Origin of the sequence: Pseudomonas sp. PMCC200344, assembly GCF_030053095.1 — a bacterium.
In the GTDB taxonomy this organism is placed as follows: Bacteria; Pseudomonadota; Gammaproteobacteria; order Pseudomonadales; family Pseudomonadaceae; genus Aquipseudomonas; species Aquipseudomonas svalbardensis.
In genome coordinates, this window is record NZ_CP125618.1 from 789358 (window position 1) to 807396 (window position 18039).

Below are 18039 nucleotides of genomic sequence, written 5' to 3' on the forward strand. Positions count from 1 at the left end.
GCGCCCCTTGAAGGGCGCCTGTGGACAACTTTTCAGGAGCCCCGCATGAGCCTTATCCCGCATTTGATCAATGGCGAACTGGTGACCGAAGACGGTCGCACCGCTGACGTGTTCAACCCGTCCACCGGCCAGGCTATCCACAAGCTGCCATTGGCCAGCCGCGAAACCATTCAAAAAGCCATCGACTCGGCCAAGGCTGCGTTCCCGGCCTGGCGCAACACTCCGCCGGCCAAGCGTGCGCAGGTGATGTTCCGCTTCAAGCAATTGCTGGAACAGAACGAAGCGCGTATCGCTCAACTGATTAGCGAAGAACACGGCAAGACGCTGGAAGATGCTGCCGGTGAATTGAAGCGCGGTATCGAGAACGTCGAGTTCGCTTGTGCAGCACCGGAAATCCTCAAGGGTGAATACAGCCGTAACGTCGGCCCAAATATCGATGCCTGGTCGGACTTCCAGCCTTTGGGCGTGGTGGCCGGTATTACGCCGTTCAACTTCCCGGCCATGGTGCCGCTGTGGATGTATCCGCTGGCGATCGTCTGCGGCAACTGCTTTATTCTCAAACCCTCCGAGCGTGATCCAAGCTCCACGCTGTTGATCGCTCAATTGCTGTTGGAAGCCGGTTTACCTAAAGGTGTACTGAGCGTAGTGCACGGCGACAAGGCTGCGGTGGACGCGCTGATCGAAGCGCCGGAAGTCAAAGCGTTGAGCTTCGTTGGTTCGACGCCTATTGCCGAATACATTTACGCCGAAGGCACCAAGCGCGGCAAACGCGTTCAGGCACTGGGTGGCGCGAAGAACCATGCGGTGCTGATGCCGGATGCGGATCTGGATAACGCGGTCAGCGCGCTGATGGGCGCGGCCTATGGTTCTTGCGGTGAGCGTTGCATGGCGATCTCGGTGGCTGTGTGCGTCGGTGATCAGGTGGCGGATGCGCTGGTGGCCAAGTTGGTACCGCAAATCAAGGCGCTGAAAATCGGTGCCGGTACTTCATGCGGTCTGGACATGGGGCCGCTGGTTTCCGGTCAGGCTCGCGACAAAGTCAGTGGCTATATAGAAGACGGTGTTTCTTCTGGTGCGACCTTGGTGGTGGATGGTCGTGGTCTGAGCGTGGCCGGTCATGAGGAAGGCTTCTTCCTCGGTGGCTGCTTGTTCGATAACGTCACGCCAGAGATGCGCATCTATAAAGAAGAGATCTTCGGGCCAGTGCTGTGCGTTGTTCGGGTTAACAGCCTGGAAGAGGCGATGCAGCTGATCAACGATCACGAGTATGGCAACGGCACCTGTATCTTTACCCGTGATGGGGAAGCGGCACGGTTGTTCTGCGACGAGATTGAAGTCGGTATGGTCGGCGTCAACGTACCGCTGCCGGTACCGGTGGCTTATCACAGCTTTGGCGGCTGGAAGCGCTCGCTGTTCGGCGACTTGCATGCGTATGGTCCGGATGGCGTGCGTTTCTACACCCGTCGTAAGGCCATTACCCAGCGCTGGCCACAACGGGCGAGCCATGAAGCTTCGCAGTTCGCATTCCCTAGCTTGTAAGTAGAAGGGAAGAAGGCCGGCCCCTTGGGGCCGGCCTTTGCGTTTCAGGGGTGGTAACCTATATGACAGAATTGTGAAAATAGGTGTTGACGGCAGATTCTGGAAGTCTATAATTCGCCCCACTTCCGGCGCAGTCGAAACGGAAAACTCCTTGGTAAACAATGAGTTATGCAGTTTTCGACAGCGAGTTGCTTCAGGTCATCGAAGCCCAGAAGGAGTTGAAAGAGTGGTGTTGTTTGGCTCTTTTAACGGTTCGATCTTCTCGGTCGAAAGCGGAACAAAAGAGGTGTTGACAGCAGCGAGTAACGCTGTAGAATTCGCCTCCCGCTAACGAGAGATCGCAAGCGCAAGTGGTTGAAGTTGCAAAGGAAACTTTGAAAGCTTCGAAAAATAACCGCTTGACAGCAACAGAGGCTGCTGTAGAATGCGCGCCTCGGTTGAGACGAAAGATCTTAACCAACCGCTCTTTAACAACTGAATCAAGCAATTCGTGTGGGTGCTTGTGGAGTCAGACTGATAGTCAACAAGATTATCAGCATCACAAGTTACTCCGCGAGAAATCAAAGATGTAACCAACGATTGCTGAGCCAAGTTTAGGGTTTCTTAAAAACCCAAAGATGTTTGAACTGAAGAGTTTGATCATGGCTCAGATTGAACGCTGGCGGCAGGCCTAACACATGCAAGTCGAGCGGCAGCACGGGTACTTGTACCTGGTGGCGAGCGGCGGACGGGTGAGTAATGCCTAGGAATCTGCCTGGTAGTGGGGGATAACGCTCGGAAACGGACGCTAATACCGCATACGTCCTACGGGAGAAAGCAGGGGACCTTCGGGCCTTGCGCTATCAGATGAGCCTAGGTCGGATTAGCTAGTTGGTGAGGTAATGGCTCACCAAGGCGACGATCCGTAACTGGTCTGAGAGGATGATCAGTCACACTGGAACTGAGACACGGTCCAGACTCCTACGGGAGGCAGCAGTGGGGAATATTGGACAATGGGCGAAAGCCTGATCCAGCCATGCCGCGTGTGTGAAGAAGGTCTTCGGATTGTAAAGCACTTTAAGTTGGGAGGAAGGGCATTTACCTAATACGTAAGTGTTTTGACGTTACCGACAGAATAAGCACCGGCTAACTCTGTGCCAGCAGCCGCGGTAATACAGAGGGTGCAAGCGTTAATCGGAATTACTGGGCGTAAAGCGCGCGTAGGTGGTTTGTTAAGTTGGATGTGAAATCCCCGGGCTCAACCTGGGAACTGCATTCAAAACTGACAAGCTAGAGTATGGTAGAGGGTGGTGGAATTTCCTGTGTAGCGGTGAAATGCGTAGATATAGGAAGGAACACCAGTGGCGAAGGCGACCACCTGGACTGATACTGACACTGAGGTGCGAAAGCGTGGGGAGCAAACAGGATTAGATACCCTGGTAGTCCACGCCGTAAACGATGTCAACTAGCCGTTGGGAGCCTTGAGCTCTTAGTGGCGCAGCTAACGCATTAAGTTGACCGCCTGGGGAGTACGGCCGCAAGGTTAAAACTCAAATGAATTGACGGGGGCCCGCACAAGCGGTGGAGCATGTGGTTTAATTCGAAGCAACGCGAAGAACCTTACCAGGCCTTGACATCCAATGAACTTTCCAGAGATGGATGGGTGCCTTCGGGAACATTGAGACAGGTGCTGCATGGCTGTCGTCAGCTCGTGTCGTGAGATGTTGGGTTAAGTCCCGTAACGAGCGCAACCCTTGTCCTTAGTTACCAGCACGTAATGGTGGGCACTCTAAGGAGACTGCCGGTGACAAACCGGAGGAAGGTGGGGATGACGTCAAGTCATCATGGCCCTTACGGCCTGGGCTACACACGTGCTACAATGGTCGGTACAGAGGGTTGCCAAGCCGCGAGGTGGAGCTAATCCCAGAAAACCGATCGTAGTCCGGATCGCAGTCTGCAACTCGACTGCGTGAAGTCGGAATCGCTAGTAATCGCGAATCAGAATGTCGCGGTGAATACGTTCCCGGGCCTTGTACACACCGCCCGTCACACCATGGGAGTGGGTTGCACCAGAAGTAGCTAGTCTAACCTTCGGGAGGACGGTTACCACGGTGTGATTCATGACTGGGGTGAAGTCGTAACAAGGTAGCCGTAGGGGAACCTGCGGCTGGATCACCTCCTTAATCGACGACATCAGCTGCTCCATAAGTTCCCACACGAATTGCTTGATTCATTGAAGAAGACGATAAGAAGCAGCCCTAACAGGTTGTAGCTTAGTTGGTCGGAACGCACCCATGCTCTGTGGTAGAGAGCAGGGTGAGGTCGGCCTTAAAGCTCGAAATTGGGTCTGTAGCTCAGTTGGTTAGAGCGCACCCCTGATAAGGGTGAGGTCGGCAGTTCGAATCTGCCCAGACCCACCAATTTTGTGTGGGAACCTGTAGAAATACGGGGCCATAGCTCAGCTGGGAGAGCGCCTGCCTTGCACGCAGGAGGTCAACGGTTCGATCCCGTTTGGCTCCACCACTACTGCTTCTGTTTGTTGAAAGCTTAGAAATGAGCATTCCATCGTAGGATGGTGAATGTTGATTTCTAGTCTTTGGCTAGATCGTTCTTTAAAAATTTGGGTATGTGATAGAAAGATAGACTGAACGTTACTTTCACTGGTAACGGCTCAGGCTAAGGTAAAATTTGTGAGTTAAATTGCGAATTTTCGGCGAATGTCGTCTTCACAGTATAACCAGATTGCTTGGGGTTATATGGTCAAGTGAAGAAGCGCATACGGTGGATGCCTTGGCAGTCAGAGGCGATGAAAGACGTGGTAGCCTGCGAAAAGCTTCGGGGAGTCGGCAAACAGACTTTGATCCGGAGATGTCTGAATGGGGGAACCCAGCCATCATAAGATGGTTATCTTAAGCTGAATACATAGGCTTAAGAGGCGAACCAGGGGAACTGAAACATCTAAGTACCCTGAGGAAAAGAAATCAACCGAGATTCCCTTAGTAGTGGCGAGCGAACGGGGACTAGCCCTTAAGTGGCTTTGAGATTAGCGGAACGCTCTGGAAAGTGCGGCCATAGTGGGTGATAGCCCTGTACGCGAAAATCTCTTGGCCATGAAATCGAGTAGGACGGAGCACGAGAAACTTTGTCTGAATATGGGGGGACCATCCTCCAAGGCTAAATACTACTGACTGACCGATAGTGAACTAGTACCGTGAGGGAAAGGCGAAAAGAACCCCGGAGAGGGGAGTGAAATAGATCCTGAAACCGTATGCGTACAAGCAGTGGGAGCCCACTTTGTTGGGTGACTGCGTACCTTTTGTATAATGGGTCAGCGACTTATTTTCAGTGGCGAGCTTAACCGAATAGGGGAGGCGTAGCGAAAGCGAGTCTTAATAGGGCGTCTAGTCGCTGGGAATAGACCCGAAACCGGGCGATCTATCCATGGGCAGGTTGAAGGTTGGGTAACACTAACTGGAGGACCGAACCGACTACCGTTGAAAAGTTAGCGGATGACCTGTGGATCGGAGTGAAAGGCTAATCAAGCTCGGAGATAGCTGGTTCTCCTCGAAAGCTATTTAGGTAGCGCCTCATGTATCACTGTAGGGGGTAGAGCACTGTTTCGGCTAGGGGGTCATCCCGACTTACCAAACCGATGCAAACTCCGAATACCTACAAGTGCCGAGCATGGGAGACACACGGCGGGTGCTAACGTCCGTCGTGAAAAGGGAAACAACCCAGACCGTCAGCTAAGGTCCCAAAGTTATGGTTAAGTGGGAAACGATGTGGGAAGGCTTAGACAGCTAGGAGGTTGGCTTAGAAGCAGCCACCCTTTAAAGAAAGCGTAATAGCTCACTAGTCGAGTCGGCCTGCGCGGAAGATGTAACGGGGCTCAAACCATACACCGAAGCTACGGGTATCACTTAGGTGATGCGGTAGAGGAGCGTTCTGTAAGCCTGTGAAGGTGAGTTGAGAAGCTTGCTGGAGGTATCAGAAGTGCGAATGCTGACATGAGTAACGACAATGGGTGTGAAAAACACCCACGCCGAAAGACCAAGGTTTCCTGCGCAACGTTAATCGACGCAGGGTTAGTCGGTCCCTAAGGCGAGGCTGAAAAGCGTAGTCGATGGAAAACAGGTTAATATTCCTGTACTTCTGGTTATTGCGATGGAGGGACGGAGAAGGCTAGGCCAGCTTGGCGTTGGTTGTCCAAGTTTAAGGTGGTAGGCTGGAATCTTAGGTAAATCCGGGATTCTAAGGCCGAGAGCTGATGACGAGTTACCCTTTGGGTGACGAAGTGGTTGATGCCATGCTTCCAAGAAAAGCTTCTAAGCTTCAGGTAACCAGGAACCGTACCCCAAACCGACACAGGTGGTTGGGTAGAGAATACCAAGGCGCTTGAGAGAACTCGGGTGAAGGAACTAGGCAAAATGGCACCGTAACTTCGGGAGAAGGTGCGCCGGTGAGGGTGAAGCATTTACTGCGTAAGCCCATGCCGGTCGAAGATACCAGGCCGCTGCGACTGTTTATTAAAAACACAGCACTCTGCAAACACGAAAGTGGACGTATAGGGTGTGACGCCTGCCCGGTGCCGGAAGGTTAATTGATGGGGTTAGCTAACGCGAAGCTCTTGATCGAAGCCCCGGTAAACGGCGGCCGTAACTATAACGGTCCTAAGGTAGCGAAATTCCTTGTCGGGTAAGTTCCGACCTGCACGAATGGCGTAACGATGGCGGCGCTGTCTCCACCCGAGACTCAGTGAAATTGAAATCGCTGTGAAGATGCAGTGTATCCGCGGCTAGACGGAAAGACCCCGTGAACCTTTACTATAGCTTTGCACTGGACTTTGAATTTGCTTGTGTAGGATAGGTGGGAGGCTTTGAAGCGTGGACGCCAGTTCGCGTGGAGCCAACCTTGAAATACCACCCTGGCAACTTTGAGGTTCTAACTCAGGTCCGTTATCCGGATCGAGGACAGTGTATGGTGGGTAGTTTGACTGGGGCGGTCTCCTCCTAAAGAGTAACGGAGGAGTACGAAGGTGCGCTCAGACCGGTCGGAAATCGGTCGTAGAGTATAAAGGCAAAAGCGCGCTTGACTGCGAGACAGACACGTCGAGCAGGTACGAAAGTAGGTCTTAGTGATCCGGTGGTTCTGTATGGAAGGGCCATCGCTCAACGGATAAAAGGTACTCCGGGGATAACAGGCTGATACCGCCCAAGAGTTCATATCGACGGCGGTGTTTGGCACCTCGATGTCGGCTCATCACATCCTGGGGCTGAAGCCGGTCCCAAGGGTATGGCTGTTCGCCATTTAAAGTGGTACGCGAGCTGGGTTTAGAACGTCGTGAGACAGTTCGGTCCCTATCTGCCGTGGACGTTTGAGATTTGAGAGGGGCTGCTCCTAGTACGAGAGGACCGGAGTGGACGAACCTCTGGTGTTCCGGTTGTCACGCCAGTGGCATTGCCGGGTAGCTATGTTCGGAATAGATAACCGCTGAAAGCATCTAAGCGGGAAACTAGCCTCAAGATGAGATCTCACTGGGACCTTGAGTCCCCTGAAGGGCCGTCGAAGACTACGACGTTGATAGGTTGGGTGTGTAAGCGCTGTGAGGCGTTGAGCTAACCAATACTAATTGCCCGTGAGGCTTGACCATATAACACCCAAGCAATTTGCTGACTTCGAGCTAAAAAGCGAAAGAGCACCAGATTGCGGTGTGTGAAGACGACACAAGTCGAAAATTCGCAACGCAACACACAAATCTATCACCTGCCCATTCGCTGGAGCGTGATCCGCAAGGAGAACGACCTGGCTACTGAATTTCTTGACGACCATAGAGCATTGGAACCACCTGATCCCATCCCGAACTCAGCAGTGAAACGATGCATCGCCGATGGTAGTGTGGGGTTTCCCCATGTGAGAGTAGGTCATCGTCAAGATTAAATTCCAAAACCCCTATCTGCGTATGCAGGTAGGGGTTTTGTTTTGGCCGCAGGAAAGTTCGCACAGCATTACCGGACGGCTCCCGGCTGTCACAGTCTCCCGACAATGCTAAGGTTCGGCCCTAGCTTTTGTATTTTCCCAAGGAAGCCTTTATGCCGGACGCGACGTCCCTCAGTGCTGGTTTTATGGTGGTTCACGGCAATCGCCTGGACGAGTTGCGCAGCCTGGTGGTCAGCTGGATGCGGCGTTACCCGTTGGCTCCCTTGGAAAATGAAATTGCCCTGGTTCAGAGCAACGGCATCGCCCAATGGCTGAAGCTGGCACTGGCAGAAGACCCTGAAGACGATGACATGGGCGGCTGCGGAATCGCAGCCGCCATCGATGTGCAGTTACCGGGTAGCTTCATGTGGCAGCTCTATCGCATGGTGCTTGGACGTGACGAAATCCCGGTCAAATCCCTGCTCGATAAAGCTCCCTTGACCTGGCGTCTGATGCGTCTGCTTCCGCAGTTGATCAACCAACCGCACTTCGAACCCCTGCAGCGCTTCCTGACGAATGACACAGACTTACGTAAACGCTATCAATTGGCGGAGCGACTGGCGGATCTGTTCGACCAATACCAGGTGTATAGGGCCGACTGGCTTGAAGACTGGGCAGAAGGTCGCCATCAATTACGAAATGGTAGAGGTGAAACCAAACCTCTGACCCCGGCTAACTGCTGGCAGGCAGAGTTGTGGCGTGCGCTGTTGCTGGATGTGGGTGAACAGGGCATGGCGCAAAGCCGAGCCGGCGTCCATCAACGGTTTATCGAACGCATCAACAGCCTCGACGTCGCCCCCAGCGGGTTGCCTTCACGGGTAATCGTTTTCGGGATTTCTTCACTGCCCGCTCAAGCCCTGGAAGCACTGGCGGGGCTGGCCCGGTTCAGCCAGGTTCTGCTTTGCGTACATAACCCGTGTCGTCACCATTGGGCAGACATCGTCGCCGATAAAGACCTGTTGCGGCATCAATACAAGCGTCAGGCTCGCAAGAGCGGAATGCCGGTTGTGCTCGACCCACAAACCCTTCACCAGCATGCCCATCCACTACTGGCTGCGTGGGGCAAGCAGGGGCGGGACTATATCAATCTGCTCGACAGCTACGACGATCCCAACAGCTATCGCTCGGCATTCCGCGATGGCCGTATCGACCTGTTCAGCGATAGCCAGCCACAGAACATGCTCAATCAATTGCAGGACGACATTCTTGAATTGCGTCCCTTGAACGAGACTCGCGAACGCTGGCCAGCTGTCGATCCGGCAAAGGATGAGTCGATCCGTTTTCACATTGCCCATAGCGCCCAGCGCGAAGTGGAGATTCTCCACGACCAGTTGCTTGCACGTTTCAGTGCTGATCCGGAATTAAGGCCTCGCGATGTGATCGTGATGGTCCCGGACATCGACAGCTACGCACCGCATATTCGTGCGGTATTTGCTCAGCTTGAACGCCACGATCCGCGTTTCATTCCCTTCACGCTCGCAGATCAAGGCCAGCGTGGTCGTGACCCGTTACTGATTGCTATCGAACATCTGCTCAAACTGCCCGACAGCCGTTTCCCCGTGAGCGAGATCCTCGATCTACTGGATGTTCCTGCACTACGCGCTCGCTTCGGTGTAGAGGAACGTGATCTGCCGACCCTGCACCGTTGGATCGAAGGCGCAGGCATCCGCTGGGGCATGAATGCCAAGCAGCGCGCGGGTCTCGGTCTACCGGAGGAGCTGGAACAAAACAGTTGGCGTTTCGGCCTGCGACGGATGCTGCTCGGTTATGCCGTGGGCAGTGCCAGTGCTTGCGAGGGTATCGAACCCTACGACGAGATCGGTGGTCTGGATGCCGCGCTCATTGGGCCTTTGGTCGCACTGCTGGATGCATTGGAGATTGCCCACCAGGAACTCACTCAGCCCGCAGCTCCCAAACAATGGGGCTTTCGATTGCACGCGCTGGTTCAGTTGTTTTTCCTGGCCAGTAACGAGCATGACGACTACGTGTTGGCCCAACTCGAAGAGCTGCGTGAAACCTGGCTTGAGACGTGCGAGTCAGTTGGCTTGCATGATGAGCTGCCGTTGACCGTGGTCCGTGAAGCCTGGCTCGCCGGTCTCGACCAAGGCCGTCTGTCCCAGCGTTTTCTGGCCGGTGCGGTTAACTTCTGCACCTTGATGCCCATGCGAGCGATCCCGTTCAAACTGGTCTGCCTGCTGGGCATGAATGACGGGGACTACCCGCGTGCACAGCCGCCACTGGACTTCGACCTCATGGGCAGTGATTACCGTCCTGGCGATCGCTCCCGACGTGAAGATGACCGTTATCTGCTGTTGGAAGCCCTGTTGTCGGCACGTGACCAACTCTATATCAGCTGGGTCGGTCGCAGCATTCGCGATAACAGTGAACGCCCTGCGTCGGTACTGATTGGCCAATTGCGAGATCATCTGGCCAGCGGTTGGCGACTGCATGACGTCGACGAAGATCTGCTTGATGCCATCACTCAGGAGCATCCACTGCAACCGTTCAGCGCCCGCTACTTCCATGAAGGCGATGATTTGTTCAGCTACGCGAATGAATGGCAGGTGCTGCATCAAACCAGTGAGCCGTCGACTGATATCGAGGTCCTTGATCCCTACGTTCAGGAGGAGCCGCTGAGTCTCGGTCAACTGCAGGACTTTCTCCGTAATCCTGTGCGGCATTTCTTCAGTCAGCGACTGAAGGTGTATTTCGAGGCGGCTGAAGTGCCCTTGGCTGATGAAGAGCCATTTGTACTCGATGCGTTGCAACGTTACAGCCTCAGCGACAGCTTGCTCGAAGCGGCGCTGGGACATCTGGATAGCACCGATCAGATACTGGAAGCGCAGGCAAAACGTCTGCAAAACAGTGGGCTTCTGCCTATGGCCGGATTCGGCGAATGCCTTCAGCGAGAGTTGATCGAACCGTTGCCGGATCTGTTGCAGCGTTACCAACAGCTTTTGGCGTTATGGCCAACGCCGCTCACCAACGCTCTGCCAGTGAATCTGGAGTTGCAGGGGCTGCGCCTGGAAGGTTGGCTCAGCGGCTTGCATCAACGTGCGGACGGTGGTTTGCTATCGGTCACTACAATCCCCAACAGTATCGGTTCAATCAAGTCGCGCAAATGGCATCGGCTGACACGGCCATGGGTCAATCATCTGGTTGCCTGCGCCAGTGGTATGGCGATGACCACCGCGTTGGTGGCCAGCGACGACAGTCTGCTGCTCGGTCCGATGGCGGAGGATGCAGCGTTGCGGATACTGGGTGACTTGTTAATGGCTTGGCAAACCGGCATGTGTCAACCGCTGCCAATTGCAGTGAAGACCGGCTTCGCTTGGCTTGGTCAAACTGATCCGGTCAAAGCCCAGGCCGCAGCCCGCAAGGCCTATGAAGGTGATGGGTTGACCACCGACGGCGAGCGTCGCGAAAGCCCGGCACTCGCCCGGCAGTTCGCCGACTTCGGCTCGCTTACCGCAGACGAAACGTTCCCGGATTGGTGCAACGCGTTGTACCGGCCGCTGCTTGAAGCGCCTTGGCGTTCATTGAGCAGCGAGGAGGCGCGCGCATGACCACAAAACCTCTGGCCTTGGCATTCCCCCTGCGCGGTAGCCAACTGATCGAAGCGAGCGCCGGGACCGGCAAGACCTTCACCATTTCCGCGCTGTATCTGCGCCTGGTCCTTGGCCACGGCGCAGAGTCGAGCGGCTTCGGACGTGAACTGTTGCCGCCGCAAATCCTCGTTGTGACGTTCACCGATGCCGCGACCAAAGAATTGCGCGAACGTATCCGCACGCGTCTTGCTGAAGCTGCACGGTTTTTCCGTGATGAAACACCGGCGCCCGATAGCCTCATCGCGGAACTTCGTAACGAATATCTACCCGAGCAATGGTCCGGGTGCGCGAACCGCCTGGACATCGCCGCGCAGTGGATGGACGAGGCGGCAGTTTCGACTATCCACAGTTGGTGCCAGCGCATGTTGCGCGAGCACGCGTTCGACAGTGGCAGTCTGTTTACACAGACCCTGGAAACCGATCACAGCGATTTGCTGGGCGAAGTTCTGCGCGATTACTGGCGCCTGTTTTGTTACCCGATGCAAGGTGATGCGCTGAACTGGGTGCGCGGTAATTGGGGCGGCCCAGCAGCATTGCTGCCACGAGTACGTGGTTTGTTCGCCAGTGAGCGAGACAGTGTTGAAGGTAAAGAGCCTGCCGAGCTGATCTCGGAGTGTCTGCAAGAGCGACGGGCTGCGTTGCTCGAGCTCAAGATGCCCTGGCGCCAGTGGGCGGACGAATTGCTTGCCATCTGTCACCAGGGGGTTGCGAGCAAAAGTGTCGATGGTCGAAAAATGCAGGCACGCTATTTCGAACCCTGGTTCGAAAAGATCAGGACCTGGTCTGAAGACGAATCCCTTGAGCAACTTGATATCGGCACCGGATTCACGCGCCTGACTCCCGAGGGTATGGCTGAAGCCTGGAAAGGCGAAGTACCCAGTCATCCAGGACTGGATGCCATGCCCGGCCTCAAGGCCAGTCTCGATGGATTGCCGACACCTGATGCCGCCGTGCTGCAACACGCCGCCCAGTGGGTCGGTACACGGTTCGAGGAAGAAAAGCGTCGCCGTGCGGAGATGGGCTTCGATGACATGCTGTTGCGCCTCGATGCAGCGTTGCAGTCTGATGGTGGTGAGCGGCTGGCGACCCTGATTCGTGAGCAGTTTCCGGTGGCACTGATCGATGAGTTCCAGGACACCGACCCGGTGCAGTACCGGATTTTCGAGAGCATCTATCGCATCGAAGACAACAATCCCGAATGCGGTCTGTTTCTGATCGGCGACCCCAAACAAGCGATCTACGCATTCCGCGGTGCCGACATCTACACCTACTTGCGCGCCCGTCAGGCCACCGCTGGCCGATTGCATACTCTGGGTACGAATTTCCGTTCCAGCCATGGCATGGTCAGTGCGGTAAACCATGTGTTCGAGCGTGCCGAGTCTCGCGAGACCGGGCGAGGCGCGTTCCTGTTTCGTGAAAAGAACGGTGAGAACCCGGTACCGTTCCTGCCCGTCGAATCCCAAGGGCGCAAAGACGTTCTGCACATCGACGGCCAGGTCGTGCCCGCCCTCAACATCTGGCACCTGTCCGCCGATCAGCCGCTGTCCGGCGCGACGTACCGACAACAACTCGCCGCCGCCTGCGCCAGTGAAATCACCGCTTTGCTCAACGACGGGCAACAAGGTCGCGCGGGTTTCATACAGGACGGCAAGGACTTCAGAGGGCTGCTGCCAGCGGATATCGCGATCCTGGTCCGCGACGGTAAAGAGGCCCAGGCTGTGCGCGGCGAACTCTCCACACGTGGCGTGCGCAGTGTCTATCTGTCGGACAAGGACTCGGTGTTCGCCGCCCAAGAGGCCCACGATCTGCTGACCTGGCTCAAGGCCTGTGCCGAGCCGGATGTCGAACGCCCGCTGCGAGCCGCGTTGGCCTGCATCACGCTGAACCTGCCACTGGCTGAACTGGAACGCCTCAATCAGGACGAACTGGCCTGGGAAGCGCGGGTCATGCAGTTCCGCCATTATCGCGAGCTCTGGCGCAAGCAGGGCGTGTTGCCCATGCTGCGGCGATTGCTGCATGACTTCCAGCTGCCTCAGACATTGATCATGCGCAGTGACGGCGAGCGGGTGCTGACCAATTTGCTGCACCTGTCCGAATTGCTGCAACAGGCGGCCGCCGAACTCGATGGTGAGCAAGCGCTGATCCGCCATTTGTCCGAGCATCTGGCGTTGTCCGGTCAGGCCGGCGAAGAGCAAATCCTGCGTCTGGAGAGTGACGAACAACTGGTCAAAGTCGTGACCATTCACAAGTCCAAGGGACTTGAGTATCCCTTGGTGTTCCTGCCGTTCATTTGCTCGGCGAAACCGGTGGATGGCAGCCGTCTGCCGCTGCATTACCACGACGCCACGGGCAAGGCCCAAGTGACCTTGAGGCCGACGGCCGAGTTGATAGTTCAGGCGGATGATGAGCGTCTTGCCGAGGATCTGCGCTTGCTTTACGTAGCCCTGACCCGGGCGCAACACGCCTGCTGGCTCGGAGTGACTGATCTCAAACGCGGCAATAACAACAGCTCGGTGCTGCACCTGTCAGCATTGGGTTATCTGCTGGGCGGCGGAGCACCGTTGGCCGAGTCGGCAGGTTTGAAGCGTTGGCTGGAAGACCTGCAGCAGGATTGTGCAGCGCTGAACTACGGTGAAATGCCTGAAGCGACCGTCGAGCACTACCATCCGCCGCACAACGATGCGACGTTGCTTGCTCCGCTGATACCCAAACGCAAGGCCAGCGAAAACTGGTGGATTGCTTCCTACAGTGCCCTGCGCATTGGCGACAGCATGAGCGTGGGCACTGATGAAGCGCCGGAGAGCCCGCAGGCGCAAAAGCTCTTCGACGACGAACGCCTCGATCCCCAGGCACCACGAGAAGTGGTGGCCGGCGGCGCTGATATCCATCGATTCCCTCGTGGGCCGAACCCCGGCACCTTTCTCCATGGTTTGCTCGAATGGGCCGGTGACGAAGGTTTTGCCGCCACGCCGCAAGCGGTGGAAGACGCCATTGCCCGTCGCTGCAACCGCCGTGGTTGGGAGGGCTGGATAGCCGCCCTGAGCGACTGGCTGCAGCATCTGCTTACGTCCCCGCTGCATATCGGCGGCGGGCAGGCCCCCGTGGTATTCGAGCGGCTCACCCAATACCGCGTCGAGATGGAGTTCTGGTTCGCCAGTCATAAGGTCGATGTGCTCAAGCTCGATGAACTGGTGCGTCAATACACCCACAACGGCGTGGCCCGGGTGGCTGCCGAGCCGGTGTTGCTCAATGGCATGTTCAAAGGCTTCATCGACCTGACGTTCGAGCACGACGGCCGCTATTACGTCGCCGACTACAAATCCAACTGGCTGGGCGTCGATGACGCGGCCTATACCGAGCAGGCCATGGAGCAGTCGATTCTCGACAACCGTTACGACCTGCAATACGTGCTTTACCTGTTGGCCCTGCATCGCCAGCTCAAGGCGCGACTTGCCGATTACGATTACGACCGGCATGTCGGTGGTGCGCTGTACCTGTTCCTGCGCGGTACACGCGCTTCCAGCCAGGGTGTGTATTTTGCCCGTCCTCCAAGAGAGCTGATCGAGCGTCTGGACCGGCTGTTCCAGGGCAAGCCAGAACCCAAGGCCGAACCCGCCTGGGAACAGGGAGTTTTGCTATGAGTCGCACCTTCGCTGATTTGCTGCCCACTTCGTTGACAGCCGAAAGCCTGGCGGATCTGGCGCCGTTGAGTCGCGCCGATGACTTGCTGTTGTTGCTGACGCGCTGGGTTGAGCGCGGCTGGCTGCGAGCGCTGGACAAAGCCTTCGTTGCTTTTCTTCATGAGCTCGCTCCCGGCGATGATCCACTGGTGCTGCTGGCCGCTGCGTTGGCCAGTCATCAACTGGGTCACGGTCATGTGTGCCTGGATGTGTTCGAGACGCTCAAGGAACCGGACTTCGCCCTGTCGCTGCCACCGGAAGGCGATCTGCAAAGTGGTGCGATGTTGTTGCCGTCGCAACTGCTTGAGGCGCTGGACGGTGCCCATTGGTGCAAGGTCCTGGCCTCCAGCAGTCTGGTCGCTTTGGCGGTCGACGGTCGCGAGGCGGCGCAGCATCGGCCATTGGTGTTGTCGGGCAAACGCCTGTACTTGCGTCGCTACTGGGCTTACGAACGGCGTATCGACAACTCGCTGCGCCAACGCCTGGTGGAACACGAAACCACGCCGGATGATTTGTCCCAACGCCTCACCAGCTTGTTCGGCCCAGCCAAGCCCGGCGAAGTGATTGACTGGCAGAAACTCGCCTGTGCCCTCGCAACCCGCAGCGCTTTCAGCATCGTTACGGGTGGGCCGGGGACCGGCAAGACGACGACGGTCGTGCGTTTGCTGGCGTTGCTCCAGGCACCGGCGGTGGAGGCGGGCAAGCCGTTGCGTATTCGTCTCGCGGCACCCACCGGCAAGGCTGCAGCCCGGCTGACGGAGTCCATCAGTCAGCAGGTCAGGACTCTGGAAGTCGATGAAACCGTACGAGTGAAGATCCCGTCAGACGTCACCACCGTGCACCGTCTGCTCGGCAGTCGTCCCGGTACTCGACACTTCCGTCACCACGCCGGTAATCGCTTGCCGCTGGATGTCTTGGTGGTGGACGAAGCCTCGATGATCGATTTGGAGATGATGGCCAACCTGCTCGATGCGTTGCCGGCCCATGCCCGTCTGGTGCTGCTCGGGGACAAGGACCAACTGGCATCGGTGGAGGCTGGCGCCGTGCTGGGCGACCTGTGCCGCGACGCCGAGGCTGGTTGGTACAGCCCACAGACTCGCCTATGGCTGGAAGCGGTCAGTGGTGAAAACCTGGATGCCAGCGGTTTGCAGGAAGACACCCAAGGGACTCATCCGCTGGCCCAGCAAGTTGTGATGCTGCGTCATTCACGTCGGTTCGGCGAGGGCAGCGGCATCGGCCAACTGGCTCGTTGGGTCAACCAGCAGCAACCCGAGGAAGCCCGCAAGTTGTTGGCAGCGCTAAGCCATGACGACGTGTTTTCCCTGTCCCTCAAGGGGGAACAGGACCGGGCGTTGGAACGCTTGCTGCTTGAGGGGCATGGCGATGGACCGCAGGGTTATCGCCATTACCTGAGTCTCTTGCGCAGCCTGCGGCCACCGCTCGACAGCACGCTTGATGATCCCTGCTGGACCGATTGGGCCCGGCAGGTGTTGCAAGCCTTCGATGCCTTCCAGTTGTTGTGCGCCGTACGCAAAGGGCCGTGGGGCGTTGAAGGTTTGAATCAACGAGTGACCGCCGCGCTGCTCAAGGCTCGGCTGATCGACAGCGACCAGCAGTGGTACGAAGGTAGGCCAGTGCTGATGACCCGCAACGACTATGGTCTGGGTTTGATGAACGGCGACATCGGCATTGCCCTTAAGCTGCCGGAACGCGAGGGGCCAGAGGTTGGGAAGCAGGTGCTGCGTGTAGCGTTCCCGAGAAATGATGGTCAGGGCGGCGTACGGTTTGTTCTGCCGAGCCGGCTCAATGATGTCGAAACCGTGTACGCCATGACGGTGCACAAATCCCAGGGCTCGGAATTTGCCCATACGGCGTTGATTCTGCCGGATGCCCTGAATCCAGTACTCACCAAGGAACTGATCTATACCGGGATTACCCGGGCGAAAAACTGGTTCACCCTGATCGAGCCTCGTCCCGGCGTATTTGAAGAGGCGGTGCGGCGCAAGGTCAAGCGTTTGAGTGGGTTGATGCTGGAATTAGATGAGGGTGTTGAATCAAGGGGTTGAAAGGGGCGGCGCCTCGGCAGCAGTGAGCCGGTTACCTCCAACGACACGCCGGCCGGCCGTACCGAGAACCGCCGGGTGTCGATCGTGGTGAGCGCCGACTAATCGGCGAACAGAGTCTCCCGACTTTCACCCATCAACAGACCCTGATTCTGTTCAGTGACCGCGCGGATGTAATCCCACAACAGGGTAATCCGCTTGAGCTTGCGCAGGTCCTCGCGGCAGTACATCCAAAACTGTCGAGTGATGTTGATTTCCTCTGGCAACACCGGCAGCAATCGCGGATCCTGGGCCGCCAGGAAGCACGGCAGAATTGCCAGCGACCGCCCTTGCTGCGCGGCCACGAATTGCGCGATCACGCTGGTACTGCGCAGGTTGGCGCTGGCGCCGGGCAACACATTGGCCAGGTACAACAGCTCCGAACTGAACGCCAGATCGTCGACATAACTAATGAATGAATGTTTACCCAAGTCAGCCGGGCGGCGGATCGGTGGGTGCTTGTCCAGATAATCCTGCGTCGCGTACAGCTGCAATCGGTAGTCGCAGAGTTTGCAGCAGACGTACGGACCATGCTCCGGACGCTCCAGCGCGATGACGATGTCCGCCTCGCGCTTGGACAGGCTGATGAAGTGCGGCAGCGGCAGGATGTCCACCGAGATCGCCGGGTAGGCATCGACGAAATGGCTCAGCTGCGGGGTGATGAAAAAGCTGCCGAAGCCTTCGGTGCAGCCCATGCGCACATGCCCGGACAACGCCACGCCAGAGCCTGAAACCTGCTCGCAGGCCATGTGCAGTGTGCTTTCAATCGACTCGGCGTAACCCAGCAACCGCTGGCCTTCGGCGGTCAGGACAAAACCGCTGGTCCGGGATTTCTCGAACAGCAAAGTTCCCAACGCCGCTTCCAGAGAGCTGATGCGCCGCGACACGGTGGTGTAGTCGACCGCCAGGCGCTTCGCCGCGGTGCTGGCCTTGCGGGTGCGGGCGACTTCAAGGAAAAACTTGAGGTCATCCCAGTTCAACGAGCCTAGAGACGTGATGTTTTTTTGCATGATGGACCGGCTTTTATGTGCGTTCTTATTAGAAGTTTGCACATCTATACTCCAAAAACAGTCCGACAACCAATTCGCGACATACGTCTCATCTCAAGGCGACTTTCTCGCCTTGGCTCCCCAGATAGCTCTCTAAATAAGAACA

Annotated in this window: 5 protein-coding genes, 2 tRNA genes and 3 rRNA genes; 9 read left to right on the top strand and 1 reads right to left on the bottom strand. The window is 56.8% G+C overall.

The window, feature by feature from the left end; genetic code table 11:
• Positions 1–45 precede the first annotated feature (45 nt).
• The 9 genes from QFW87_RS03485 to recD all read left to right on the top strand — a co-directional run bounded on the left by QFW87_RS03485 (position 46) and on the right by recD (position 16848).
• Positions 46–1539, top strand: coding sequence for a CoA-acylating methylmalonate-semialdehyde dehydrogenase (locus tag QFW87_RS03485; protein WP_095127264.1), 1494 nt, complete (start codon positions 46–48; stop codon positions 1537–1539).
• A 623-nt stretch (positions 1540–2162) separates the two neighbouring features.
• Positions 2163–3701: ribosomal RNA gene (locus QFW87_RS03490) — 16S ribosomal RNA — on the top strand.
• 160 nt (positions 3702–3861) lie between these two features.
• A tRNA-Ile gene (locus QFW87_RS03495) sits at positions 3862–3938 on the top strand.
• A 27-nt stretch (positions 3939–3965) separates the two neighbouring features.
• Positions 3966–4041: transfer RNA gene (locus tag QFW87_RS03500), tRNA-Ala, on the top strand.
• A gap of 235 nt (positions 4042–4276) precedes the next feature.
• Positions 4277–7168 (top strand): 23S ribosomal RNA (locus tag QFW87_RS03505).
• 167 nt (positions 7169–7335) lie between these two features.
• Positions 7336–7451 (top strand): 5S ribosomal RNA (gene rrf, locus QFW87_RS03510).
• Together the 16S, 23S and 5S rRNA genes with 2 tRNA genes alongside form the textbook arrangement of a ribosomal RNA operon.
• A 156-nt stretch (positions 7452–7607) precedes the next feature.
• Positions 7608–11060 carry an exodeoxyribonuclease V subunit gamma gene (gene recC, locus QFW87_RS03515; protein WP_283189823.1) on the top strand — a complete coding sequence of 1151 codons (3453 nt, stop codon included), beginning with the start codon at positions 7608–7610 and terminating at the stop codon, positions 11058–11060.
• Positions 11057–14743 (top strand): exodeoxyribonuclease V subunit beta, encoded by a 3687-nt coding sequence (recB, locus tag QFW87_RS03520; RefSeq protein WP_283189824.1) that lies wholly within the window; start codon positions 11057–11059, stop codon positions 14741–14743. The genes recC and recB overlap by 4 nt, the downstream gene beginning before the upstream one ends.
• Positions 14740–16848 carry an exodeoxyribonuclease V subunit alpha gene (gene recD, locus QFW87_RS03525; protein ID WP_283189825.1) on the top strand — a complete coding sequence of 703 codons (2109 nt, stop codon included), beginning with the start codon at positions 14740–14742 and terminating at the stop codon, positions 16846–16848. The genes recB and recD overlap by 4 nt, the downstream gene beginning before the upstream one ends.
• A 98-nt stretch (positions 16849–16946) precedes the next feature.
• On the opposite strand, the gene QFW87_RS03530 is transcribed toward recD, so the two are convergent.
• Positions 16947–17894, bottom strand: coding sequence for a LysR family transcriptional regulator (locus QFW87_RS03530; protein ID WP_282374820.1), 948 nt, complete (start codon positions 17892–17894; stop codon positions 16947–16949).
• Positions 17895–18039 lie beyond the last annotated feature (145 nt).